The following is a 23,130-nucleotide window of genomic DNA, read 5'->3' on the forward strand; positions in this document are numbered from 1 at the left end:
CCTTCAGCGGGTCACGGGCACGCCGAGCAGCGGCCAGACCGCGGCGGCGAAGAACAGCACGAGCAGGGCGGACAGCGGGGCCAGGACGGCGGACAGCCGCAGCAGGTCGCGCGGGGTGTAGGTGGGGACGCCGGGGACGTCGGAGAACAGCGTGACCGGCTTGGCGGAGGCCGGGAGGGTGTGGCAGAACCCGGCCGCCGCGGTCGACGCGAGCGCGGCGGCGACCGGGTTGACCCCGGCGCCGACGGCCGCCGCGATCACCAGTGGGACCAGGACGGAGGAGCGGGCCGAGCGGGACTGGAGGACGAGGTGGGCCGCCGTGCTCACCGCGACCACCACGCCGAGGAAGACCCCCGGGGCGACGTCCGCGGGCAGGCCCGACACCAGCCACCTCGCCGCACCGGAGTCGGCCAGCGCGACGCCCATCGCCATCGTGGCCGCCATGAACAGCAGCAGCGACCACGGGACGGTCTTCAGCGCGTCCTTGAGCCGTACGGTGCCCAGCGCGGGGGAGGAGGCGACGACCGCGCCGATCAGCGCCACCACGGCGGGGGAGACCCGGTGCAGGGGCTCGCTGCACCACAGGGCCACCACCGTGGCCAGCAGCAGCGCGCAGCGCTTCTCCGCCTGCGTCCACGCGCCGGTGACCGGGCTCTCGCTGTGCCGCTGTATCTCCTCGGCGGTGATGCGGACGGGGCCCGCGCGGTCCGCGCGCCGCGTGGTCGTCAGCAGGACCGTCTCGGCGGCGAGGTGGGAGGAGGCGACCGCCAGCGGCAGGCCGAGCAGCAGCCACTGGGTGAACCCGATCCGGTCCCCGGTCGCCTCCCACAGCACCGACACCGTGATCAGATGCGCACCGGCACCGATCAGGGTCGCCACCGCCGACAGCAGGATCACGGTCGGGAACAGCAGTGCCAGCATCACGACCAGTCGCTTCCGCTCGGCGAGCGCCTTGGCGAGGGCGAGGAACACCGGCAGCGCGAGCGCCGCCCGGCCCGAGGTGGCCGGCACCGCGAAGGCCGTGACGACCAGCGCGGCCGTCGTCAGGTGCACCAACTGCCGCACCGTGCGCGCCCCGCCCACCAGGAACGCCGCGGCCCGCCCCGCGAGCCCCGTCCGGGCGACCGCGGCCGCCAGTACGAAGGCGCAGATCAGCAGCCACACCGTGTCCTCACCGAGGGTGCCGAAGAGGGTGTCGCTGCTGATGACGCCGGTCGCGGTGAGGGCCAGTCCGGCCCCCAGCGCGATGTACGTGTCGTCGATCGGCGTACCGATCCAGGCGCAGGTGGCCAGCGCGAACACGGCGAGGGTCAGGCGCGCGTCGCCGCCCAGGGCGGGGAAGTTGGCGGGGATCGCCAGCAGCGCGCACAGGGACAGCGCCGCGCACAGGGCCGCCGCGAGGCGGAGGTTCAACGTCACGCCTCGAGCGTCCACGGGGGCGGTGAGCCCTCAATGAGGGTCACATGAAGGAAACTTCACCGGACCGGGCCGGACGCGGGCCTCACCAGGTCGGCAGCCGGTACCCCATCCCGCGCACCGTCTCCACCTGCTGGGCGCCCAGCTTCTTGCGCAGGGCCCGCACGTACACGTCCACGATGTTGGAGCCCGGGTCGAAGTCGTAGCCCCACACGTGCGACAGGATCTGCTCGCGGGACAGTACCTGCCCCGGGTGGCGCAGGAACAGCTCGAGCAGCACGAACTCACGTGCCGTCAGGTCCACCGTGCGGCCCTCGGCCCGGGCCCGGCGGGTGCGCAGGTCGAGGCTGAGCGACCCCGACTTCAGCACCGTCACCTCCGGCGCCCTGGCCGCCGTGCGCAGGCGCAGCCGCACCCGGGCCAGCAGTTCCTCGAAGCGGAACGGCTTGGTCATCCAGTCGTCGGCGCCGCCCTCCAGGCCGGCCACCGTGTCCCGTACCGAGTCCCGGGCGGTCAGCACGATGACGGGGGTGGTCACCCGGGCCTCACGCAGCTCCCGCAGGACCGTGAAGCCGTCCCGGCCGGGCAGCCCGATGTCCAGGACGACGAGGTCGAAGCCGCCGGTGAGGGCGTACTCGTAGGCGGCGTCGCCGTCGGCGACCGCGGTGGTGGTGAAGCCGTTGGCGCGCAGGCCCTTCTCGACGAAGGAGGCGATGCGCTCCTCGTCCTCGACGATGAGGATGCGGTTCATGGAAGCCTCTTCTTCGGGGTTCGGTGCAGCTCCGGGGGTTCAGTCCAGGGTGAGGACGAAGGTGGCGCCGCCGCCCTCGGTGGTGCGCAGGTCGACCCGGCCGCCGTGGCCCACGGCGATCGCCCGCACGATCGACAGCCCGAGCCCGGCGCCCGTGCCGCGCACCCCGCGCCGGGCCGTGCCGCGCCGGAACCGTTCGAAGATCACCTCGGCGTCCTGCGGCTGGACGCCGGGTCCCGAGTCGGCGACGTACAGCTCGATGCGCGCACCGTCGGCGCGGGAGCCTATGCGGACCCGCTGGCCGGCCGTGGTGTGCTGCACGGCGTTCTGCGCGAGCTGCACCATGGCCTGGGTGATCCGCTGCGGGTCGAGGAGGGCCTCCCGGTCGGCGACCGAGTCCAGCACCCACTCCCGGTCGCCGAGGGTGCGGGCCTTGACGTAGACGTCGGCGGTGAGTTCGGCCAGCTGCACCGGCTCGGGGGTGACGAAGTCCGGGCGTTCGGCCTTGGCGAGCAGCAGCAGGTCCTCGACGATGCGGCTCATCCGGTCCAGTTCGTCGGTGACGAGGCGGACGGTCTCCTCGCGCTCGGCCGGATCGTCGCCCATCAGCTCCAGGTGGCCGCGCACGATGGTGATCGGGGTGCGCAGTTCGTGGCCCGCGTCGTCGACGAACCGGCGCTGGGTGGCGAAGGCGCGCTCCAGCCGGTCCAGCATGGCGTTGAACGTCTCGGCGAGGGCCGCCACGTCGTCGTGGCCGTGCACCGGGATGCGCCGGGTCAGGTCCTGCTCGGTGAGCTGGGCCGCGGTCGTGCGCACCAGCCGCACCGGTTTCAGGATGCGGCCCGCCACCACCCAGGCGATGCCGGTCGTCATCAGCAGGGCGACGCCGGAGATGGCGAGCAGGACGCGGAACACCTCGTCCGCGCGGGCCTGTTCGCGCCCCGGGTGGAAGGCGACCACGAACGCGGCCGCCGGTTCGCCGCCGTAGCGGGCCACGGTGACCTTGGCCCAGCGGATCTCGCCCTCGGGCCGGTCCAGGGTGCCGGAGGAGTCGGGGGAGGCGTAGATGCGGCGCCGGGCGTCGGCGTCCTCGTGCAGGGGCCGGCCGACCGGGATCTCGCGCTGCTGGATGATCTGCGTGGGCCGGCTGCCCACCTCGCCGACCAGCCCGACCAGTTCCTCGTCCAGGTCGGCGTACTGCCGCTCCAGGAAGACCCGCAGCAGCCGCCCCGGGTCGGTGAACGGGCGGCCCGTCTCCGGGTCGAAGCCCTGCTCCTCGAAGTTGGCGAACTCGCCGGCCTCCTGCGCGAGCAGGCCGTTGATCCGCTGGTCGGTGTCGCGCAGCAGGATCGACCGGGTGGTCGCCGCCACCGAGGCCAGCGCGACCGCCATCACGAGCAGCAGCCACAGCAGGATGCGGACCCGGGCCGAGACCCGGCGGCGCTCGCGCTCACCCGTCGCCCGCTCCGTCTCCGGGGCCGTCGTCGGTGTCCCCGCCGCGGTCGTCGTCATCGTCGTCATCCGAAGGGCCGTCGGTGACCGGCGGCCGTGTCACCACCTGATCGCTGGGCGTCGGCTCGGGCGAGGAGGAGGTCGGCGCCGGGGTGGGGGAGCCGCTCTCCAGCTCCACCTTGGCCGGGACCTTGGGCTCCTGCGGGCTGTCGGTCAGGGCGAAGCTGGTCGCGGCGATGCCGAGGGGGATCAGGACGACGGCCGCGAGGGCCGCCATCCGGCGGGAGAAGACCATGCGGTGGATTCTGCGCGGGGTATCCGGTGGGCCGGATGAGCCCTGGATGAAGAAGCCTTCATCTGCATCTGCCCGTTGTCGGATCAGTGCGGGTCCGTCGTGGCTGGTCGCGCAGTTCCCCGCGCCCCTTTGGGGCGCGTCTCAGTTGTCCAGGCCGATGGCGAAGGCCGCCTCCAGGTCGTGCTGGGAGTAGGTGCGGAAGGCCACGTGGGTGTCGGTGCCCTCGACGCCCGGGATCTTGCTGATCCGGCCGGGGATGACGTCGGCCAGGTCCTCGTGCTTGCTCACCCGCACCATGGCGATCAGGTCGTAGGTGCCGGTGACGGAGAAGACCTCGCTGACGCTCTCCAGCGCGGCGATCTGCTCCGCGATCTCGGGAATGCGGTCCACGCTGGTCTTGATGAGGACGATCGCGCTGATCACGGCTGGTTCTCTCCCTCGGGCGCCGCCACTGGAACGCCACCAACTCTAGTCGTACGTCCGAACCGCACCCAGGCGAAGGCGAAGCCCAGGCCGAAGCCCACCAGATGCGCCAGGTACGCCACCCCCGGCCCGTCTCCGGCCCGCCCGGCGGCCAGCCACTGAAGGGAAACCCAGAACGGCAGCACGACCCAGGCCGGGAAGCGCAGCGGCAGGAAGAAGAGGAAGGGCAGCAGGCTGGTCACCCGGGCCCGCGGGAAGAGGAACAGGAACGCGCCGAGGACCGCGGAGATCGCCCCCGAGGCGCCGACCAGGGACTCCTGGGAGTGGGCGTTGGCGCCCGCGTAGCCCACCAGGGCCAGGTAGCCGCAGCCGAGGTAGAACAGGGCGAACTGGAGCCGGCCCATCCGTTCCTCGGTCATCGCGCCGAAGACGTAGAGGAAGAGCATGTTGCCCAGCAGGTGCACCCAGCTGCCGTGCACGAACAGCGCCGTGGCCGGGGTGAGCGCCGATCCGGGGGAGTCCTCGAACAGTTCTGCGGGGATCACGCCCCAGCGCCGGAAGTAGGCGCGCTGCGCCGCGAGCAGCTCCTCCCCGGTGCCGTACACCGGGTTCAGGCCCGCCGCCGGGCTGATCAGGAACAGCAGGCAGCACAGCGTGATCAGCGTGTACGTCACCGGCGCCGCCCGGCGTCGCGACGAGCGGGCGGGGACGAGCGCCCGGGCCGTCGTGACCGTTCTGCGGACCGCCTTGCTCCAGTTGCGGATCATGGACACAGAGCATGACGTAACGGGCGCGAGGGCTCATAGCGCCTCGCCGCCGTGGACACGCGGGCGTCGGGTACCCGCCAGGCCGTAGGGTTACGTGCCACACGCCCCGGGGAGCCCGGCGCGTCACCGACACTGGAAGAGAGTGAACAGCCACGATGACGGTTCCCCTGCCGACCGACACGACGCGGTGGCGCTGCACCCTCTGCGGCAACCTCACCCGCTTCGACGTGACCCGGGCCTCGAAGGTCGTCGAGTACGTGCACCTCGATCTGGCCGGCGAGCCGACGGTGGAGGAGCGCGAGGTGCTCAGTGAGACCATCGAGTCGGTGCGGTGCCGCTGGTGCAACGCCGTGGACCAGGTGGAACTCGTGGACAGGCCGGGTGCCGCCTCCTGAGCGGAGCGGCCCCGCACAAGGCGATTCCGGCCCGGGATCGCCCTGAGACATTGGGGTGACGGATGGTGGAGACACACGGCGGGGGGCCGGGCGACGGCGCCGCTGAGGTGCTCGACCGCCCGCTGCCCGACGGCGTGCGCCGCCGGGTCGTGCAGATCGTGTCCGACGGCTTCGGCTCACTCACCCTCGGCGAGCTGCCCGCGCAGCTCAGGCAGTACGCCAGGTTCGCCCCGAACCGCCGGGCCAAGTTCGCCGGCAACGCCATGGCCGCCGCCGTGGAGACCGACCCGCTCTTCCGCCAGCGCATCGGCGAGAAGTTCCGCGACACCCAGCCCGAGCTGGCCGAGGCCCTGGACGCCGGGTCCGCGCTCCCGGCCGCCGACCCGCTCGACGTGGCCGCCGCGGCCTACGTGCTGCGCCCGCACGGCTGGGTGAAACTGGTCACCGCCGCCGGCGAGGAGGCGCAGCGCGCGGACGCCGAGCGCGCCGGCGAGGAGAACCGGGCGGAGCTGGAGCGGCTGCACGAGGAGCTGGCCCGGGCCCGGGAGCACACCAGGACCGAGACCGAGCGGCTGCGCACCGAGCTGGACGCGGCGAAGCGGGAGGCCGAGGCGCTGCACCGCAAGCTGCGCTCCGCCCTCAGCGACGTCAAGCGCGGCGAGGCGGCGCTGCGCAAGGTCCAGGCCGAGCTGGACGCGGTACGGGCCGAGGGGCAGACCCAGGTGTCCGCCGCCGAGAGCGAGACCCGGCGGCTCAAGACCCGCCTGGGGGAGGCCGAGGCGGCCCTGGAGGCCACCCGCAAGGCCGCCCGCGAGGGGCGCAGCGTCGAGGACATGCGCGTACGGCTGCTCCTGGACACCCTCCTCGACGCCACCCAGGGGCTGCGCCGCGAGCTGGCGCTGCCCCCGGTGTCCGTGCGGCCCGCCGAGACCGTGGACGCGGTCGAGCCCGGCCGGATGACGCCGAAGGACATCGCCAACCGGGCCCTGTCCGAGAACGACCCGGCGATCCTCGACCAGCTGCTGGCGCTGCCGCAGGCGCACCTGGTCGTCGACGGCTACAACGTCACCAAGACCGGCTATCCGCAGATGCCGCTGGAGAAGCAGCGGCTGCGGCTGCTCGGCCAGCTCTCCCAGCTGGCCGCGCAGACCGGCGCCGAGATGACCTGCGTCTTCGACGGGGCCGAACTCGTGGCGCCGGTGCTGCTCGCGCCGCCGCGCGGGGTACGGGTGCTGTTCTCCAAGCCCGGCGTCACCGCCGACGAGCTGATCCGCCAGCTGGTGCGGGCCGAGCCGCCGGGCCGGCCGGTCATCGTCGTCTCCACCGACCGCGAGGTCGCCGACGGCGTGGCGCGCGCGGGCGCACGCCCGGTGGCGTCCGTGGTGCTCCTCAAGCGGCTTTCCTGATCTGCCGTTGGCTTCCGGCCACTTCTCTTCACTTCCGTACCAACCGTGACGTAGGCGTTCTATGCCCGAATTGACGGAAGCGTCACGCAACGTAGCGTCAGAAGGGTGTCACAGCAGGTGAGTTGCGGCGGAAATCGCGGTGCGTAACCGTGATTTTTCGGCGGAGGATTTGAACTGATCACGAGTGGGTCACTAGGGTCACCCTTCGAACCCTCGAACGGGTGATCCCTCTCAAGAAGGAGCTCGTCTCCGTGGCGTCCCACCGTCGTCCCAAGCAGCCGAGCCGCACGCGCGTGACCGTGCTCACCACCGCTGCCGCCGCCGCTGTCGCTCTCAGCTCCCAGGCCGCCAACGCCGCCCCGAGCGAGAAGCCGAGCAAGGACGAGGTCAAGGCCAAGGTCGACAAGCTCTACGAGGAGGCCGAGCAGGCCACCGAGAAGTACAACGGCGCCAAGGAGAAGCAGGAGAAGCTCCAGAAGGAGATCTCCACCCTCCAGGACAACGTCGCCCGCGGCCAGGAGGAGCTCAACGAGCTGCGCGACGGCCTCGGTTCGATGGCCAGCGCCCAGTACCGCTCCGGCGGCATCGACCCCTCCCTCCAGCTCTTCCTGTCCGCCGACCCGGACAACTACCTGGACAAGGCCTCCACCCTCGACCAGCTCAGCGGTCAGCAGGTCGAGGCGCTGAAGAAGATCCAGACCAAGCAGCGCGACCTCGCCCAGCAGCGCTCCGAGGCGTCCGAGAAGCTCAAGGACCTCTCCGCCACCCGCACCGAACTGGGCAAGAAGAAGAAGCAGGTCCAGGGCAAGCTCTCGTCCGCGCAGAAGCTGCTCAACACGCTCACCGCGCAGGAGAAGGCCGCCCTCCAGCAGGAGGAGCAGCGCTCCAACCGCGCCAGCGAGCGCCAGGTCCTCACCGGCGGCAAGAGCACCCCTGCCTCCGGCCGCGCGGGCGCCGCCTTCGCCGCCGCCCAGGGCAAGATAGGCACGCCGTACGTCTACGGCGCCACCGGCCCGTCCTCCTTCGACTGCTCGGGCCTGACCTCCTGGGCGTACGCGCAGGCCGGCGTCGGCATTCCGCGCACCTCCCAGGCGCAGGCCAACTACGGCACGCGCATCTCCTCGATGAGCGACCTCCAGGTCGGCGACCTCGTCTTCTTCTTCAGCGACCTGCACCACGTCGGCCTCTACGCCGGCAACGGCCAGGTCCTGCACGCGCCGCGCACCGGCACGAACGTCCGCTACGAGTCGATGGGCACCATCGGCGGCCCGTTCATGTTCGGCGTCCGGGTCTGATCCCGGCGCCCTCCGCACCACCCGAAGTCACCCCCGCCGTGCCGCCCGTTCGGGCGAATCACGTCCGGGCCCTGTGACCCCCCGCCCCGCCGGTGACCTGCGTCAGCGGCGGGGCGCCGTGTTGCGCGGCCCCTCGGGTCGTTGGCCGGTGCCCCGCCGTGGGGTTACTGTCTGCCGCGTTTCCCTGTCCGCCAGCGGAAGGAGTGCGGCTTCCCGTGGGGTCCCATCGCCGCCTTGCACCATCCGGGTTCGACCGCGGCTCCACCGCCGCCGTCGGCCTGCTCTCCGTGGCCGCCGCGCTCCTGGGCGCCGTACCGGCCGCGGCCGCCCCGCACGACGACCGGCGGGCGGAGGTGGACCGGCTCCACACCGAGGCGGAGCAGGCGACCGAGGCCTACAACAAGGCCGACGCGCGCACCGACGCGCTGCGCGAGCAGGTCACGACCGCACAGGAGTCCATCGCCCGGCAGCAGGAACGCGTCAACAGCATGCGGGACGCGCTCGGTTCGCTGGCCGGCGCCCAGTACCGCTCCGGCGGCATCGACCCCTCCCTCGCGCTGCTGCTCTCCGCCGAACCGGACAACTACCTCGACCGGGCCTCCGTGCTGGACCGGATCACCACCCGCCAGGCGGGCGAGCTGAGGCAGCTCCAGCGGGCGATGCGCGACCTGGCCCAGGACCGGGCGGAGGCGGCCCGCAAGCTCACCGAGCTGGAGAAGGGCCGCAAGGCCGTCGCCGCCCACAAGAAGACCGTGGAGCGCAAGCTCGCCAAGGCCCGCGCGCTGCTCGCCGCCCTGCCCGACGACGAACGCGCCGCCTACCAGCGCGGGTCCCGCTCGGGCCGCGAGGACCTCACTGCCCTCGCCGGTGCCGCCGCCCCCGCCTCCGGCCGGGCCGCGGCCGCCTTCGCCGCCGCCCGCTCCGCCCTCGGCAAGCCCTACGTCTGGGGCGCCAACGGCCCCTCCGGCTTCGACTGCTCGGGCCTGACCCAGTGGGCGTACGCGCAGGCCGGTGTCGGCATCCCGCGCACCTCGCAGGCGCAGTCCGGCGCCGGACAGCGGGTGTCCCTGGCGGAGGCGCGCCCCGGCGACCTGGTCGCCTACCGCGACGACGCCAGCCACATCGGCATGTACGCCGGCAACGGGCAGGTGATCCACGCGCCCTACCCCGGCGCGCCGGTGCGCTACGACCCGGTCGGCATGATGCCGGTCTCCTCGATCACCCGGGTGTGACCCCGCGGCCCCTCCGCCCCGCCGCGTCCCCCGACCCGGTGCCTTCCGCGGCCCCGCGCCCGTACGATCGGGAAGATGGCTGGTCGAAGGCGGGTGTCGGGGTTCTCGGTGGTGGCGCTGTGCCTGCTGCCGCTCGCGCTCGTGGGCTGCGGCGGCCGGACCGCGGCCGACCCGGCCCGGGCCGACGTCCAGCGGGTCCTGGACCGGCGTGCGGCGGCCGTCCTCGCCCACGACGCGGCCGCCTACGGGCGCACCGGCACCGGTACGGGCTTCGGCCACCTGAGCGCGCTCCCGCTGGCCGCCTGGTCCTACCGGGTGCGGGACGTGGAGCGCACCGGCGACACCGCCACCGCCGACGTCGAACTGCGCTACCGCGTCGAGGGCTACGACCGGGGCCCCGTCACCGCGGGCCGCACCGTGCGGCTGAGCCGGGACGGCGGGGGCGGGACGTGGGCCGTCGACTCCGACCGCCCCGCCAAGGAGTCCGGCCAGCAGCCCTGGGACCAGGGCGCGGTCGAGGTCGTCCGCGGGACGCACAGCCTCGTCCTCGGCGTCGGGCAGTCCACCGCGATGCTGCGCCGCTTCGCCGACCTGGCCGACCGGGCGGTGCCGGCCGTCTCGGACGCCTGGGACGGCGACTGGTCCCGCCGGGTGGTCGTGGTCGTCCCCCGGTCGGTGGAGGGCATGGCGGGCCTGCTCGGCTCCCCGGCCTCGTCCTACCGGGGCATCGCCGCGGTCACCACCGGGGAGACGGGCGGCCGGGAACACGCCCCCGCGGACCGGATCATCGTCAACCCCGACGCCTACGGACTGCTCGGCAGCCTCGGCAAGCAGGTCGTGCTCACCCACGAGACCACCCACGTCGCCACCCGCGCCGACACCACCTCGGCCACCCCGCTGTGGCTCTCCGAGGGCTACGCCGACTGGGTCGGCTACCGCGACACCGGACGCAGCGCCGTCCAGGCCGCCCCCGAGCTGGCCGAGGCGGTCGCCGGGGGCCGGGTGCCCGCGCGGCTGCCGACGGACGAGGACTTCGGCTTCACCGCCGAGGCGGAGGAACTGGCCCGGGCCTACGAGGGCGGCTGGCTGGCCTGCCGGATGATCGCCGAGCAGTGGGGCGAGGACCGGCTGGACGCCTTCTACCGCGCGGTGGGCGCCCACGACCAGCGCGCCGGAGCGGTCGAGGACGCCCTGCGCGAGGTGCTCGGCACGACGCCGGACGACTTCACGGCGCGCTGGCAGGCGTATCTGCGTGCGCGGCTCGCCTGAGCCGCGGGTGCCCGGCGGCCGTGGCGCCGGAGGGGGTCACGGCGTGCCGGCGCCGGTGTCCGCGGGAGCCGTGGTGCGGTCCGGGCGCTCGGAGGGCGCGGCCGGGGCCGGGGACCCGTGGCGTGCCGGGCCGCGCCACAGGGCGCGGGCGCCGAGGAGGGCGGCGGCCACCAGCAGGCCGTTGCGGACGGACAGGAGCGTGATGCCCAGGGGCGTGCTCCCCACCACGTCCGCGAACAGGAGCGGGAACTCCAGCAGCGTCAGCGGGGTCGCCGCCAGCACCAGGGCCACCGGCACCCGCATCCGGCTCGTCCGGAAGCACCGGCAGACCGCGCCGAGGCCCACCAGCCACACCAGGTACTGCGGGCTGATCACCCGGCTGGTCACCGTGAACAACAGCACCGCCACGAAGGCCGCGTCCGCCGCCGTGTGCGCCGCGAACCGGCCGGCCGCCGGCCGCGAGGCCCGCAGCCGCCACAGCAGCAGCCAGCCGAACCCCACCGCGCTCAGTCCCAGCGAGATGGTGCCGACCGTGTCCACGTGCGGGCCCAGGAACTCCATCGAGCCGTAGTTCAGCAGCACCCCGCCCTCCCAGCCGAAGTGCCGGGCGACGTGGAAGACCAGGGAGCCCACCGACTCCACCTCGACGCCCCGCTCGCGCTGGAACGTCAGGAACGCGAACGCCCCGGGCATCGACACCGCGCACAGCACGGCCAGCCCCGCCCCGCTCACCGCGGCCGCGATCCACGGCCGCCACCCCCGCATCCCGACCAGCACCAGCGCCGGCCACACCTTCAGCAGCGCCCCGAGGGCCGCCAGGGCCCCCGCCACCCGCGGATGCCGCCCGGCGGCGAGCAGCGCGGCCACCGCGACGGCCGTGACCATCACGTCGTAGCGGGCGTACACCGTCGGCCCGAGCAGCGGCACGCCCACGACCCACACCCACGCCCCGCGCGGCGACCGTCCCGCCCCCCGGCCCGCGTGCCACAGCAGCGCGAGGACCGCGGCGTCCGTGACGCAGGCGAGGACGAAGAAGGCCGTCGCGTACTCCAGGAAGGGCAGCAGGCCGGGGGAGAGGATCGCGAGGGCCGCCGCCGGCGGGTACTGCCAGGTGACGTCCGACAGCGGAAACGTTCCGGTGCGCAGGACGTCCGACCAGTCCCGGTAGATGACGGACACGTCGCTCGTGACGTCCGGACCCGGGAAGGCCAGCACCTTCAGCACGGACAGCAGCAGCACCAGCCGCGTGGCGCCCCAGACCGTCGGCAACCACAGCGGTGACCGGACCGCGTCCCTCGTGTCCACGTGCTCCCTGCCCGTTCGCGCCCGTCCGTACCTGCTTGTCCCCGCCCCTACCTGCCTGTCCCCGCCTCGTACCGGCTTGTCCGCCGGTGCGGCCATGATGACCCGGACCCCCGGGGACGTGCCACAGGACGCGGCCGGGCCCGGCACCCGGCGGACGGTTCGGTAGGGTCGGCGGCGTGCGCAAGACCTTGATCGTGACGAACGACTTCCCGCCCCGCCCGGGCGGCATCCAGGCCTTCCTGCACAACATGGCGCTACGCCTGGACCCCGAGCGGCTGCTCGTCTACGCCTCCACCTGGAAGCGGAGCCGCGAGGGCATCGAGGCCACCGCCGCCTTCGACGCCGAGCAGCCCTTCACCGTCGTACGGGACCGCACGACGATGCTGCTGCCGACGCCGGGCGCCACCCGGCGGGCAGTGGGCCTGCTGCGCGAGCACGGCTGCACGTCGGTGTGGTTCGGCGCGGCCGCCCCCCTCGGCCTGATGGCCCCGGCCCTGCGCAAGGCGGGCGCCGAGCGCCTGGTCGCCACCACCCACGGCCACGAGGCGGGCTGGGCCCAACTGCCCGCCGCCCGGCAACTGCTGCGCCGGATCGGGGAGTCGACGGACACGATCACCTACCTCGGCGAGTACACGCGCTCCCGGATCGCGGGCGCGCTCACGCCGGAGGCCGCCGCCCGGATGGTGCAACTGCCGCCCGGCGTCGACGAGAAGACCTTCCACCCGGCCAGCGGCGGCGACGAGGTGCGCGCCCGCCTCGGCCTCACCGAGCGCCCCGTCGTGGTCTGCGTCTCCCGTCTGGTCCCGCGCAAGGGCCAGGACACCCTGATCCGGGCGATGCCGCGGATCCTCGCCGCCGAGCCGGACGCCGTCCTGCTGATCGTCGGCGGCGGCCCCTACGAGAAGGACCTGCGCCGCCTCGCCGAGGAGACCGGCGTCGCCGCCTCCGTCCGCTTCACCGGCGCCGTGCCCTGGTCCGAACTGCCCGCGCACTACGGCGCCGGGGACGTCTTCGCCATGCCCTGCCGCACCCGCCGGGGCGGCCTCGACGTGGAGGGCCTGGGCATCGTCTACCTGGAGGCCTCCGCGACCGGCCTGCCCGTCGTCGCCGGCGATTCGGGCGGCGCGCCGGACGCCGTACTCGACGGGGAGACCGGCTGGGTGGTCCGCGGCGCCGACCCGGACGAGTCCGCCGACCGCATCACCACCCTCCTCGCCGACCCGGAACTCCGCCGCAGGATGGGCGAGCGGGGCAGGGCGTGGGTCGAGGAGAAGTGGCGCTGGGACCTGCTGGCGGAGCACCTGAAGGCGTTGTTGTAGCCCGGGGCGCCTTCGGCAGCAGGGGGAGGGGAGGTGCTCAGGGGCGCGGGGCTGTGACATGTGCGGCTCCGCCGCGCGGGCGCGATCAGCCACGATGACCCGCGCCCGCCCGCGGCGACAAGGGGGCACCCCATGAGGCGCCCCCGCCCGGCTACTTGGCGTAGATCGCCTCGATCTCGTCCGCGTAGTCCTTCGCCACGACGTTCCGCTTCAGCTTCAGCGACGGCGTCAGGTGCCCCGAGTCCTCGGTGAACTGCGCCCCCAGCACCCGGAACCTGCGCACCGACTCCGCCTTGGACACCGCCGCGTTCCCGTCGTCGATCGCGTCCTGGATCGCCGCGAGCAGGTCCGGATCGTCCCGCAGCGACACCGCGGTCGACCCGGCCGGCTTCCCGTGCTCCGCGCACCAGCGGCCCAGGAACTCCTCGTCGACGGTGACCAGCGCGCCCACGAAGGGCCGCCCGTCGCCGACCACCATGCACTCCGCGACCAGCGCGTGCGCGCGGATGCGGTCCTCTATGACGGCCGGGGCGACGTTCTTGCCGCCGGCCGTGACGATGATCTCCTTCTTGCGGCCGGTGATCCGCAGATAGCCGTCCTCGTCGAGGGTGCCGATGTCACCGGTGTGGAACCAGCCGTCGGCCAGCGCCTCCGCGGTCGCCCCCGGGTTGTTCCAGTACTCCTTGAACAGGTGCTCGCCGTGCAGCAGCACCTCGCCGTCGTCCGCGATGCGCACCACGGAGCCGGGCAGCGGCTGGCCGACCGTGCCGATCTTCTGCCGGTCCCAGGGGTTGAAGGCGGTGGCCGCACAGGACTCGGTGAGGCCGTAGCCCTCAAGGACGGTGAAGCCGATGCCGCGGAAGAAGTGACCGAGCCGCTCACCGAGCGGGGCGCCGCCGGAGATGGCGTACTCGCCGCGGCCGCCGAGGACCGTGCGGAGCTTGCTGTAGACGAGCTTGTCGAAGACCTTGTGCTTGAGCTTCAGGCCCACGGACGGGCCGGATGGGGTGTCCAGGGCCTTGCTGTACGCGATCGCGGTGTCCGCGGCCTTGTCGAAGATCTTGCCCTTGCCGTCGGCCTGCGCCTTGGCGCGCGCCGAGTTGTACACCTTCTCGAAGACGCGCGGCACGCCGAGGATCAGCGTGGGCCGGAAGGCCGCCAGCTCGTCGGTGAGGTTCTTGATGTCGGGGACGTTGCCCAGCTTGATCGGCGCGATCATCGGCGCGACCTGGACCAGGCGCCCGAAGACGTGGGCGAGCGGCAGGAAGAGGAGGACGGAGCACTCACCGGTACGGAAGAGCGGACGCAGCCGTTCCACCACGTTGCCGCACTCCGCGAAGAAGCTGCGGTGGGTGAGGACGCAGCCCTTCGGGCGGCCCGTGGTGCCCGAGGTGTAGACGATGGTCGCGGGGTCGTCGGCCTTCGCGATCGAGCCGCGCTCCTCGACGGTCCGGTCCGTGACGTCCTGGCCCAGCCGCCCCAGCTCCTCCACGGCGCCGGCGTCGATCTGCCAGACGTTCTTGAGGGCGGGCAGCCGCTCGCGCACCGACTCGACGGCGGCGGCGTGCCCGGCCGACTCCACGACGCACGCCGTGGCACCCGAGTCGCCGAGGATCCACTGCACCTGCTCCGGCGAACTGGTCTCGTACACCGGCACGGTGATCGCGCCCGCGCTCCAGATCGCGAAGTCCAGCAGCGTCCACTCGTAGCGCGTGCGGGACATCAGTGCGACCCGGTCGCCCGGCTGGACACCGGAGGCGATCAGGCCCTTGGCGGCGGAGTGCACCTCGGCGAGGAAGGTGCGCGCGGTCACGTCCTGCCAGGCGCCCGACACCTTGCGGGCGATGACGGCGACGTCCGGATGCTGCGCGGCGTTTCTGCGGACGATGTCGGTCAGGTTTCCGTCCGCGGGGACCTCGTACAAGGCCGGAAGGCTGAACTCGCGCAAGACTGCTGCTCCTCATAAGGCGCCGGCGCCACGACGTTATGCGATGCGACGGTGCGGTCCAAGGCTCGGGCTGTGGCTCCGGAGGACTCATGCGGGATTCACATGTTGAAATCCAGAGCACGACTGGACTGCCCGGACGTTACCCGCCGGTATGCGTTCTCCGACAGGGGGTCCCCGCGAGATGTTCGCTGCGTCACACGGATGGGGTTTGCTTTGCGCACAGTAGTCGACGGATCAGCGGACCAGCCAGTAACCGCAGGTCCGACCGCCACTGTTCACAGCACGCGCGCGCTGCTTACGCTTGATCGCCATGGCACCCACACCGCCCCGTAACACGACCACGCGCGTCCACGTGGTCAGCGACGTCCATGGCAACGCCCGCGACCTGGCCAGGGCCGGCGAGGGCGCCGACGCCCTGATCTGCCTCGGGGACCTGGTCCTCTTCCTCGACTACGCCGACCACTCGCGCGGCATCTTCCCCGACCTGTTCGGCGTCGCGAACGCCGACCGCATCGTCGCGCTGCGCACCGCCCGCCGCTTCGCCGAGGCACGGGAGTTCGGGACGCGGCTCTGGGCCGGGGTCGACGGGGACCGGCGGGAGCTGATCGAGCAGGCGGTGCGCAGGCAGTACGCCGAGCTGTTCGCCGCCTTCCCCACCCCGACGTACGCCACCTACGGCAACGTCGACGTGCCCCCGCTGTGGCCCGAGTACGCCGGCCCCGGCACCACCGTGCTCGACGGGGAGCGGGTGGAGATCGGCGGCCGCGTCTTCGGCTTCGTCGGCGGCGGGCTGCGCACCCCGATGAACACGCCGTACGAGATCAGCGACGAGGAGTACGCCGCGAAGATCGAGGCCGTCGGCGAGGTGGACGTGCTGTGCACCCACATCCCGCCCGAGGTGCCGGAACTGGTCTACGACACGGTCGCCCGGCGCTTCGAGCGGGGCAGCCGCGCGCTGCTGGACGCCATCCGCCGCACCCGCCCGCGCTACGCCCTGTTCGGGCACGTCCACCAGCCGCTGGTACGGCGGATGCGCGTCGGCGCGACCGAATGCGTGAACGTCGGCCACTTCGCGTCGACGGGACGGCCGTGGGCGCTGGAGTGGTGACCGCGCGGTGCGGACCCGTGCAGGTGGGTGGTGGCATGTGCGCTCCCCGTGCGCGATAGCCTGCACGCGGCACACACGTGCGCGCGACGGGCGCACGACGCCCCCCAGTAGCGGCCCGCATCCGGAGGAGCCACGGCGATGGCGGAACACACCAGCTCGAGCATCACCATCGAGGCGGCCCCGGCCGACGTCATGGCGGTGATCGCCGACTTCGCCCGCTACCCGGACTGGACCGGCGAGGTGAAGGAGGCGCAGGTCCTCGCGACTGACGAACAGGGGCGTGCCGAGCAGGTCCGGCTCGTCATGGACGCCGGGGCGATCAAGGACGACCAGACGCTGGGCTACACCTGGACCGGCGAGCACGAGGTGTCCTGGACGCTGGTGAAGTCCCAGATGCTGCGCTCCCTCGACGGCTCCTACCTGCTCCGCCCGGCGGGCACGGGCACGGAGGTCACCTACCGGCTCACGGTGGACGTCAAGATCCCGATGCTCGGCATGATCAAGCGCAAGGCGGAAAAGGTCATCATCGACCGAGCCCTGGCCGGCCTGAAGAAGCGAGTCGAGTCGAAGTAACCCCGCTGCGGGCAGTCGTGCCTCCTCCAGTGCCTGAACGGCCTGGGAGGCACCCCGCAACGCCGGGCAGCGCACCCCGCCGGTCACCAGCCCAACCGGCGGAGCCCCAGGTACCGTTCACCCCCATGCGCACCCTCCTGATCACGGGCCCCGGCGGCACCGGCCGTACCACCGTCGCCGCCGCCACCGCGCTCACCGCCGCCCGCGAGGGCACCCGCACCCTCCTCCTCGGCACCGACCGCGACGACACCCTCGGCGCCGTGCTCGGCGTGCGCACCGGTCCGGCGCCGACCCCCGTGGAACCCGGCCTCACCGTCTGGCGCCCCGACGCCGCCCAGGGCTTCCGGGACGGCCTCGCCGCCCTCCAGGACCGCGCCGCCTCCGCGCTCGACCTCCTCGGCGCCTCCCGCCTCGACCCCGAGGACCTCACCCCGCTGCCCGGCGCCGAGGATCTCGCCCTGCTGCGCGCCCTGCGCGAGGCCGCCCTCGCCGAGGCGCACGACCTCCTCGTCGTCGACCTGCCGCCCGCGCCCCGCGCCCTCGCCCTGCTCGCCGCGCCCGAGGAACTGCGCCGCTGCCTGCGCCGCCTGCTCCCGCCCGAGCGGCAGGCCGCCCGCGCCCTGCGCCCCGTCCTCGGCCGGCTCGCGGGCGTCCCCATGCCGACCGAGGCGCTGTACGAGGCCACCGCACGCTGGGACCTGGAACTCGCCGCCGCCGAGGCCGTACTGGCCGACCGGCACACCGCCGTACGGCTGGTCGCCGAACCCGGACCGGCCGGGGCCGACGCCGTCCGCGCCGCCGCCCTCGGCCTCGCCCTGCGCGGCCTGCGCACCGACCTCCTGGTCGCCAACCGCGTCCTGCCCGAGGACACCCCGGCGGACAGCTGGCTCAGCGGCCCGCTCGCCCAGCAGCGCAAGACCCTGGAGGAGTGGCGCGGTACGTACGACGTACGCGCCGTCGCCCATCTGGGCCGCGACCCGCGCGGCACCGACGACCTCGCGGCCCTCGACGTGCCCGGCGTCAACGCGGACGCCTCCCCGGTCGAGTGGCCCGTCACCGACCGGCTGGCCGAGGACGGCGTGCTGGTCTGGCACATCCCGCTGCCCGGCGCCGTGCGCGAGGACCTCGACCTGATCCGCCGCGGTGACGAACTGGTCGTCGCCGCCGGGCCCTTCCGCCGCGTCGTCCCGCTGCCCTCCGCACTGCGCCGCTGCACCGTGGAGGGGGCCGCGCTGCGGGACGGCACACTCGCCGTGCGGTTCGCGCCGGACCCGGAACTGTGGCCGCGGGGACGCTGACCCGACAGGACCCGCCGGAGCACGGGCCCGTTCGGGTAACGTCGTAAGGACGAACCGTAGTCAGGAGTCCGTCATGAGCGAAGAGCTCCCCCCGTCCGAGGCCCCCCGCCCCGACGAGGCCGACGCGGTCGACGAGACGCGAGCGACCGACGCCGACGCCTGGGCCACGGCGTGTGCCGAGGACCTGGAGGCGGAGAAGGCCCGCCGCCGTGCCGAGTACGGGCCGCCGCCCGGCTCCGCCGCCGAGGAGCTGCGCCGGCTCGTCGACACCGTCGCGGACAAGCTGTCCGGTCTCCAGTCACCGCTGCTCGGCCAGGTCGCCGGACCCGCCGCCCAGCAGGTGGTCCGGCAGGTCGTGCAGCAGGCGAAGGCCGCCGTCGAACCGGTCATCGAGCGCAACCCGGACCTGTTCGACCACCTCGCCGCCGCCGGCGGCGAACTCCTCGCCGCCTACCGCTCCGCCGTCCAGAACCAGGAACGCCGCTGGACCACCGGCGACACCGCGCCCGGAGATCCCCGCGACCCCCGTGACCAGGACGGACACGGCACCGACGGCCGTGACGAGGGCGACGAGGGCACCGGCCCGGGACAGCGCATCGACCTGGACTGAGCGCCGCCTCGGGTACGGTTGCCCTTAGCGGGGCTCGACCGAACTGAGGGATTCATGGGACTCACCATCGGCGTCGACATCGGCGGCACGAAGATCGCGGCCGGCGTGGTCGACGAGGAAGGCAACATCCTCTCGACCCACAAGGTGCCGACCCCCACCACACCCGAGGCCATCGTGGACGCCATCGCCTCCGCGGTGGAGGGCGCGCGCGTGGGACACGAGATCGTCGGCGTCGGCATCGGTGCCGCCGGATACGTCAACCGCCAGCGCTCCACGGTCTACTTCGCGCCCAACATCGACTGGCGCCAGGAGCCGCTCAAGGAGAAGGTCGAGGCCCGCGTCGGCCTCCCGGTCGTCGTGGAGAACGACGCCAACGCCGCGGCCTGGGGCGAGTACAAGTTCGGCGGCGGCAAGGGCCACCGCAACGTCATCTGCATCACCCTCGGCACCGGCCTCGGCGGCGGCATCATCATCGGCAACAAGCTGCGCCGCGGCCACTTCGGCGTGGCCGCCGAGTTCGGCCACATCCGCATGGTGCCGGACGGCCTGCTGTGCGGCTGCGGTTCGCAGGGCTGCTGGGAGCAGTACGCGTCGGGCCGGGCGCTGGTGCGGTACGCCAAGCAGCGTGCCAACGCCACCCCCGAGCGCGCCGAGGTGCTGCTCGCGCTCGGTGACGGCACCCCGGACGGCATCGAGGGCAAGCACATCTCGGTCGCCGCCCGCCAGGGCTGCCCGGTCGCCGTCGACTCCTACCGGGAGCTGGCCCGCTGGGCCGGTGCCGGCCTGGCCGACCTGGCCTCGCTCTTCGACCCGTCCGCGTTCATCGTCGGCGGCGGCCTCTCGGACGAGGGCGACCTGGTCCTCGACCCGATCCGCAAGTCGTACAAGCGCTGGCTGGTCGGCGGCAACTGGCGCCCGGTCGCCGACGTGGTCGCCGCCCAGCTCGGCAACAAGGCGGGCCTGGTCGGCGCGGCCGACCTGGCCCGGGAGCCCGACCCGATCATGTAACGGTCGCTTTTCGGGCGACGGGTACCGTCCCGACCTCAGGGGCGCGGGGCGGAGTCCATTCGGGGCTCCGCCCCGCGGCCGCGACAAGCCACGTACCACCGGCAGTCGCCCACGATCCCCGCGCCCCGGCCCGTGAGGCGCCTGATCATGCGGTCCCGTAAATTGACGGCATGGCAACGTCCCTCCCCGCGCTCCCCAACTCCCGCACCGAGCCCGACGGTTCCGCGGTCATCCGCGTCCTGAGCTACAACATCCGCTCGCTGCGGGACGACACCGACGCCGTCGCCCGCGTCATCAAGGCCTGCGCACCCGACCTCGTCCTCCTCCAGGAGGCCCCGCGCTTCTTCCGCTGGCGCAAGAAGCTCACCCGCCTGGCCCGCGCGGCGGACCTGGTGCTCCTCTCCGGCGGCGGAACCGCCGCGGGCCCCGCGCTGCTCTGCTCCCTGCGGGCGACCGTGGAGCGCACCGAGGACGTGCTGCTCCCGCTCACCCCCGGCCGGCACCGCCGCGGCATCGCCGCCGCCGTGGTCCGGATCGGCGGGGCCCGTCTCGGCGTCCTCAGCACCCACCTGTCACTGGACGCCGACGAGCGCCACGAACAGGCCGGGCTGTTCCTCAAGCACCTGGCCGCCCTCGGTGTGACGCACGCCGTGGCGGGCGGCGACCTGAACGAGCGCCCCGGCGGGCGCACCTTCCGGCGGCTCGGGGACGGGCTGCGCGACTGCTGGACCGCGGAGCCGTGGGGCGGCGAGTACACCTTCCCCGCCACCGCCCCGGACCGCCGCATCGACGCGGTCTTCGTCACCGAGGGCGTCGAGGTGCTGGGCTGCGGGGTGCCGTCGGGACTGCCCGGGGTGGCCGAGGACGACCTGAGGGCGGCCACGGACCACCTCCCGGTCCTGACCGCCCTCCGCGTACCCGCGACCGCCTGACCCCCCTGGGGGGGCAGGCCGCCGCCCGGCTACACCACCGCGCCCCGCCCCGGATCGTCGTCGTCCTCGTCGCCCGTGCGCATCCGCATGACCAGGGTGGCGAAGCCGCCGAGGAAGCCGCCGATGCTCAGGGTCGTCAGCCACCAGGTCATGTCCCAGCCGAGCACCACCGCCAGCAGGAGCAGCACCGGACCGCCGAGCACGCCCAGCCAGGCGAACTTCGCCGTGGGGTCGGCATCGGGCAGCGGTGGCGGCTCGGGCGGCACGAAGTGGCCCTCGTCGTCCGCGTCGAAGTCGTCGTCGGACGGCTCGGCGGGCGTGTGGTCGCGGGGACCGACGCCGGGCGCGAAGGCGACCGAGCTGCCCAGCGGCCGGTCCGAGGCGGGCCGGTCCGCCGAGGGCTTCTCGTCGTTCACCTCCGGCTCGAGCAGCGCCAGGTCCTCGACCGACTTGAACGGCTTGGCGCCCGGCGGGTCCGGCGGCTCCTCCCCGTACCCGGCGACGATCGCGGCCCAGGCGGCGTCCTCGTCGATCGGCACGTCCTGCGCCTCGGGGCCGCCGTCCGCCGCGCGCTCCCGTCCCTCACGGTGCTCCCGCTCCAGGTCCCGCTCCTCGCGGTCCTCGCGGTCGGAGTCGTGCTCAGCCACCTGCGGCCGTCCCTTCCTTGCCGAGACCGGACTCCGGTTCCCCGACGGAACCGGGCGCGAGCCGGCCGATGAACGCGACGCTCTGAGCGAAGATCCGGTCCGCATCGTGGTCCAACGTCGCCACGTGGTAGCTCTGTTCCAGCAGGACCTCCGTCACGTCCGTCGACGACACCCGGCCCAGGATCCGCGCCGAGTCGGCCGGCGGCACCACGTGGTCCTGCGGACTGCGCAGCAGCAGCAGCGGCTGGGTCACCTGCGGCAGGTCGCCGTCGGCGAGACGGAAGAAGGCGCGCAGCGAGTGCGCCGCGTGCAGCGGCACCCTGTCGTACCCCAGCTCCGTGCTGAGCGGCTTGGCGATGTCGCTGGCGATGCCCTTCGTCGCGGGCACCAGGTGGCGCAGGACCGGCAGGGCGTGCTGGGCGACGCCGTGCATCCGGTTCGCCGGGTTGACGACGACGACGCCCGAGACCGCGTCCCCGTGCTTGGCGGCGAGCCGCAGCGCAAGGGCGCCGCCCATGGACAGACCGGCCACGAAGACGCGCTCGCAGCGCTCGCGCAGGGCGCGCAGCTCGCGGTCCACCTCCGCGTACCAGTCCTGCCAGCCGGTGACCTGCATGTCCTGCCAGCGGGTGCCGTGTCCGGGCAGCAGCGGCAGCGCCACGGTCAGACCGCGCGCGGCCAGGTACTCGGCCCACGGCCGCAGCGACTGCGGGGAGCCGGTGAAGCCGTGACAGAGGAGGACGCCGGCCTCACCGCCCTCGTGGCGGTACGGCTCGGCTCCGGGCAGGACCGACACGTCTCGGTCTCCTGTCGTCAGGGATACTCGCGGGTCTTTCACCGTACGCGACCGCACTGACACCGACCAGGGCCGTCGGGGCCATTGACGGCGCCGCGGGTTAAGGTCTGACCCACGGACATGGGAGGCACTCGGTTGTTGTACGGCGCGATGAAGGTCACCGTCGGGGGGTCGCTGAAGCTCGCCTTCCGGCCCTGGGTGGAAGGCCTGGAGTACATCCCGGCCGGGGGGCCCGCCATTCTGGCGAGCAACCACCTGTCGTTCTCCGACTCGTTCTTCCTGCCCGCCGTCCTCGACCGCAAGGTGACCTTCATCGCGAAGGCCGAGTACTTCAACACCCCCGGGGTCAAGGGCCGGCTCACCGCCGCCTTCTTCAAGGGCGTCGGCCAGCTCCCGGTGGACCGCTCCGGCGCGCGCGGCGCGGGGGAGGCCGCCATCAAGAGCGGCATAGAGGTCCTGGAGCGCGGCGAGCTGTTCGGGATCTACCCCGAGGGCACCCGCTCCCCGGACGGCCGCCTCTACCGCGGCAAGCCGGGCGGGCTGGCACGCGTGGCCCTCGCCACCGGCGCGCCCGTCATTCCGGTCGCCATGATCGACACCGAGAAGATCCAGCCGCCCGGCCAGGTGATGCCGAAGCTCATGCGGCCCGGCATCCGCATCGGCAAGCCGCTGGACTTCTCCCGCTACCAGGGCATGGAGCACGACCGCTTCGTGCTCCGCGCGGTGACCGACGAGGTCATGTACGAGATCATGAAGCTCTCCGGCCAGGAGTACGTCGACATGTACGCGACCGCCATGAAGCGGCAGCTCGCGGAGGCGGCGAAGGCCGAGAAGGAAGCGGGCAAGGCGGCGAAGGCCGGGAAGGACCGGGCCGGGACGTAGCCC

23 protein-coding genes are annotated in these 23,130 nt (G+C 73.4%); 13 read left to right on the forward strand and 10 right to left on the reverse strand.

Annotation, left to right across the window (positions count from 1 at the left end; genetic code table 11):
* Positions 1 to 3: 3 nt before the first annotated feature.
* From B9W62_RS28265 to B9W62_RS28290, 6 genes are all read right to left on the reverse strand, one after another.
* Entirely contained in the window at positions 4 to 1,419 is a 1,416-nt protein-coding gene (locus B9W62_RS28265) for an SLC13 family permease (protein WP_179235713.1), read from the reverse strand.
* An 82-nt stretch (positions 1,420 to 1,501) separates the two neighbouring features.
* On the reverse strand, positions 1,502 to 2,167 hold the full coding sequence (locus B9W62_RS28270; RefSeq protein ID WP_087809794.1) for a response regulator transcription factor: 666 nt from the start codon (positions 2,165 to 2,167) through the stop codon (positions 1,502 to 1,504).
* A 39-nt stretch (positions 2,168 to 2,206) separates the two neighbouring features.
* Positions 2,207 to 3,679 carry a sensor histidine kinase gene (locus B9W62_RS28275; protein WP_373433709.1) on the reverse strand — a complete coding sequence of 491 codons (1,473 nt, stop codon included), beginning with the start codon at positions 3,677 to 3,679 and terminating at the stop codon, positions 2,207 to 2,209.
* A complete protein-coding gene (locus B9W62_RS28280; protein ID WP_087809795.1) occupies positions 3,618 to 3,914 on the reverse strand; it encodes a small secreted hydrophilic protein in 297 nt (98 codons plus the stop codon). The genes B9W62_RS28275 and B9W62_RS28280 overlap by 62 nt, the downstream gene beginning before the upstream one ends.
* Before the next feature lie 141 nt (positions 3,915 to 4,055).
* Positions 4,056 to 4,337, reverse strand: a complete 282-nt coding sequence (locus B9W62_RS28285) for an Lrp/AsnC family transcriptional regulator (RefSeq protein ID WP_007448778.1) — start codon at positions 4,335 to 4,337, stop codon at positions 4,056 to 4,058.
* A complete protein-coding gene (locus tag B9W62_RS28290; RefSeq protein WP_087809796.1) occupies positions 4,334 to 5,104 on the reverse strand; it encodes a rhomboid family intramembrane serine protease in 771 nt (256 codons plus the stop codon). The genes B9W62_RS28285 and B9W62_RS28290 overlap by 4 nt, the downstream gene beginning before the upstream one ends.
* Positions 5,105 to 5,259: 155 nt before the next feature.
* Here B9W62_RS28290 and B9W62_RS28295 point away from each other — a divergent pair, with 155 nt between their 5' ends.
* From B9W62_RS28295 to B9W62_RS28315, 5 genes are all read left to right on the forward strand, one after another.
* A complete protein-coding gene (locus tag B9W62_RS28295) occupies positions 5,260 to 5,499 on the forward strand; it encodes a hypothetical protein (RefSeq protein WP_052841425.1) in 240 nt (79 codons plus the stop codon).
* 62 nt (positions 5,500 to 5,561) lie between these two features.
* Positions 5,562 to 6,905, forward strand: a complete 1,344-nt coding sequence (locus B9W62_RS28300; protein ID WP_087809797.1) for an NYN domain-containing protein — start codon at positions 5,562 to 5,564, stop codon at positions 6,903 to 6,905.
* A gap of 251 nt (positions 6,906 to 7,156) precedes the next feature.
* Positions 7,157 to 8,200, forward strand: coding sequence for a C40 family peptidase (locus tag B9W62_RS28305; RefSeq protein WP_087812147.1), 1,044 nt, complete (start codon positions 7,157 to 7,159; stop codon positions 8,198 to 8,200).
* 215 nt (positions 8,201 to 8,415) lie between these two features.
* A complete protein-coding gene (locus B9W62_RS28310) occupies positions 8,416 to 9,432 on the forward strand; it encodes a C40 family peptidase (protein ID WP_087809798.1) in 1,017 nt (338 codons plus the stop codon).
* A 75-nt stretch (positions 9,433 to 9,507) separates the two neighbouring features.
* Positions 9,508 to 10,701 carry a hypothetical protein gene (locus tag B9W62_RS28315; protein WP_179235714.1) on the forward strand — a complete coding sequence of 398 codons (1,194 nt, stop codon included), beginning with the start codon at positions 9,508 to 9,510 and terminating at the stop codon, positions 10,699 to 10,701.
* A gap of 36 nt (positions 10,702 to 10,737) precedes the next feature.
* Here B9W62_RS28315 and B9W62_RS28320 read toward each other — a convergent pair whose 3' ends face one another.
* Positions 10,738 to 12,006 carry a glycosyltransferase family 87 protein gene (locus tag B9W62_RS28320; RefSeq protein ID WP_087809799.1) on the reverse strand — a complete coding sequence of 423 codons (1,269 nt, stop codon included), beginning with the start codon at positions 12,004 to 12,006 and terminating at the stop codon, positions 10,738 to 10,740.
* Between the two features lie 176 nt (positions 12,007 to 12,182).
* Here B9W62_RS28320 and B9W62_RS28325 point away from each other — a divergent pair, with 176 nt between their 5' ends.
* Positions 12,183 to 13,325, forward strand: coding sequence for a glycosyltransferase family 4 protein (locus tag B9W62_RS28325; protein WP_087809800.1), 1,143 nt, complete (start codon positions 12,183 to 12,185; stop codon positions 13,323 to 13,325).
* 151 nt (positions 13,326 to 13,476) lie between these two features.
* Here the strand turns inward: B9W62_RS28325 and B9W62_RS28330 are convergent, their stop codons facing one another.
* Positions 13,477 to 15,273 (reverse strand): AMP-dependent synthetase/ligase, encoded by a 1,797-nt coding sequence (locus B9W62_RS28330; protein WP_087809801.1) that lies wholly within the window; start codon positions 15,271 to 15,273, stop codon positions 13,477 to 13,479.
* Between the two features lie 310 nt (positions 15,274 to 15,583).
* Here B9W62_RS28330 and B9W62_RS28335 point away from each other — a divergent pair, with 310 nt between their 5' ends.
* The 6 genes from B9W62_RS28335 to B9W62_RS28360 all read left to right on the forward strand — a co-directional run bounded on the left by B9W62_RS28335 (position 15,584) and on the right by B9W62_RS28360 (position 20,802).
* Positions 15,584 to 16,381, forward strand: coding sequence for a metallophosphoesterase family protein (locus B9W62_RS28335; protein WP_087809802.1), 798 nt, complete (start codon positions 15,584 to 15,586; stop codon positions 16,379 to 16,381).
* A gap of 138 nt (positions 16,382 to 16,519) precedes the next feature.
* Positions 16,520 to 16,954: an SRPBCC family protein gene (locus tag B9W62_RS28340; RefSeq protein ID WP_003976686.1), complete on the forward strand. Its 435-nt coding sequence runs from the start codon at positions 16,520 to 16,522 to the stop codon at positions 16,952 to 16,954.
* 125 nt (positions 16,955 to 17,079) lie between these two features.
* A complete protein-coding gene (locus B9W62_RS28345; RefSeq protein WP_087809803.1) occupies positions 17,080 to 18,252 on the forward strand; it encodes an ArsA family ATPase in 1,173 nt (390 codons plus the stop codon).
* Positions 18,253 to 18,325: 73 nt separating this feature from the next.
* Complete coding sequence (locus tag B9W62_RS28350; protein ID WP_087809804.1) at positions 18,326 to 18,862, forward strand: DUF5304 domain-containing protein; 537 nt, start codon at positions 18,326 to 18,328, stop codon at positions 18,860 to 18,862.
* Positions 18,863 to 18,916: 54 nt separating this feature from the next.
* Positions 18,917 to 19,870: an ROK family glucokinase gene (locus tag B9W62_RS28355; RefSeq protein WP_031035803.1), complete on the forward strand. Its 954-nt coding sequence runs from the start codon at positions 18,917 to 18,919 to the stop codon at positions 19,868 to 19,870.
* 170 nt (positions 19,871 to 20,040) lie between these two features.
* Positions 20,041 to 20,802 (forward strand): endonuclease/exonuclease/phosphatase family protein, encoded by a 762-nt coding sequence (locus B9W62_RS28360; RefSeq protein WP_087809805.1) that lies wholly within the window; start codon positions 20,041 to 20,043, stop codon positions 20,800 to 20,802.
* Positions 20,803 to 20,831: 29 nt separating this feature from the next.
* On the opposite strand, the gene B9W62_RS28365 is transcribed toward B9W62_RS28360, so the two are convergent.
* Positions 20,832 to 21,449 (reverse strand): hypothetical protein, encoded by a 618-nt coding sequence (locus B9W62_RS28365; protein ID WP_087809806.1) that lies wholly within the window; start codon positions 21,447 to 21,449, stop codon positions 20,832 to 20,834.
* Positions 21,442 to 22,245, reverse strand: coding sequence for an alpha/beta hydrolase (locus B9W62_RS28370; RefSeq protein WP_087809807.1), 804 nt, complete (start codon positions 22,243 to 22,245; stop codon positions 21,442 to 21,444). Before B9W62_RS28370 ends, B9W62_RS28365 begins: the two co-directional genes overlap by 8 nt.
* Positions 22,246 to 22,395: 150 nt before the next feature.
* Here B9W62_RS28370 and B9W62_RS28375 point away from each other — a divergent pair, with 150 nt between their 5' ends.
* Complete coding sequence (locus B9W62_RS28375) at positions 22,396 to 23,127, forward strand: lysophospholipid acyltransferase family protein (RefSeq protein WP_179236138.1); 732 nt, start codon at positions 22,396 to 22,398, stop codon at positions 23,125 to 23,127.
* The last annotated feature ends 3 nt before the right edge of the window (positions 23,128 to 23,130 follow it).

It is taken from the genome of Streptomyces sp. CS113 (assembly GCF_002188365.1).
In the GTDB taxonomy this organism is placed as follows: Bacteria; Actinomycetota; Actinomycetes; order Streptomycetales; family Streptomycetaceae; genus Streptomyces; species Streptomyces tendae.

Coding starts and splice junctions, on each gene's coding strand:
- B9W62_RS28340 (WP_003976686.1), top strand. CDS start 16,520: ATGGCGGAACACACCAGCTCGAGCATCACCATCGAGGCGGCCCCGGCC.
- B9W62_RS28295 (WP_052841425.1), top strand. CDS start 5,260: ATGACGGTTCCCCTGCCGACCGACACGACGCGGTGGCGCTGCACCCTC.
- B9W62_RS28270 (WP_087809794.1), bottom strand. CDS start 2,167: ATGAACCGCATCCTCATCGTCGAGGACGAGGAGCGCATCGCCTCCTTC.
- B9W62_RS28275 (WP_373433709.1), bottom strand. CDS start 3,679: ATGACGACGACCGCGGCGGGGACACCGACGACGGCCCCGGAGACGGAG.
- B9W62_RS28335 (WP_087809802.1), top strand. CDS start 15,584: ATGGCACCCACACCGCCCCGTAACACGACCACGCGCGTCCACGTGGTC.
- B9W62_RS28315 (WP_179235714.1), top strand. CDS start 9,508: ATGGCTGGTCGAAGGCGGGTGTCGGGGTTCTCGGTGGTGGCGCTGTGC.
- B9W62_RS28375 (WP_179236138.1), top strand. CDS start 22,396: ATGAAGGTCACCGTCGGGGGGTCGCTGAAGCTCGCCTTCCGGCCCTGG.
- B9W62_RS28280 (WP_087809795.1), bottom strand. CDS start 3,914: ATGGTCTTCTCCCGCCGGATGGCGGCCCTCGCGGCCGTCGTCCTGATC.
- B9W62_RS28345 (WP_087809803.1), top strand. CDS start 17,080: ATGCGCACCCTCCTGATCACGGGCCCCGGCGGCACCGGCCGTACCACC.
- B9W62_RS28360 (WP_087809805.1), top strand. CDS start 20,041: ATGGCAACGTCCCTCCCCGCGCTCCCCAACTCCCGCACCGAGCCCGAC.
- B9W62_RS28350 (WP_087809804.1), top strand. CDS start 18,326: ATGAGCGAAGAGCTCCCCCCGTCCGAGGCCCCCCGCCCCGACGAGGCC.
- B9W62_RS28300 (WP_087809797.1), top strand. CDS start 5,562: ATGGTGGAGACACACGGCGGGGGGCCGGGCGACGGCGCCGCTGAGGTG.
- B9W62_RS28355 (WP_031035803.1), top strand. CDS start 18,917: ATGGGACTCACCATCGGCGTCGACATCGGCGGCACGAAGATCGCGGCC.
- B9W62_RS28290 (WP_087809796.1), bottom strand. CDS start 5,104: ATGATCCGCAACTGGAGCAAGGCGGTCCGCAGAACGGTCACGACGGCC.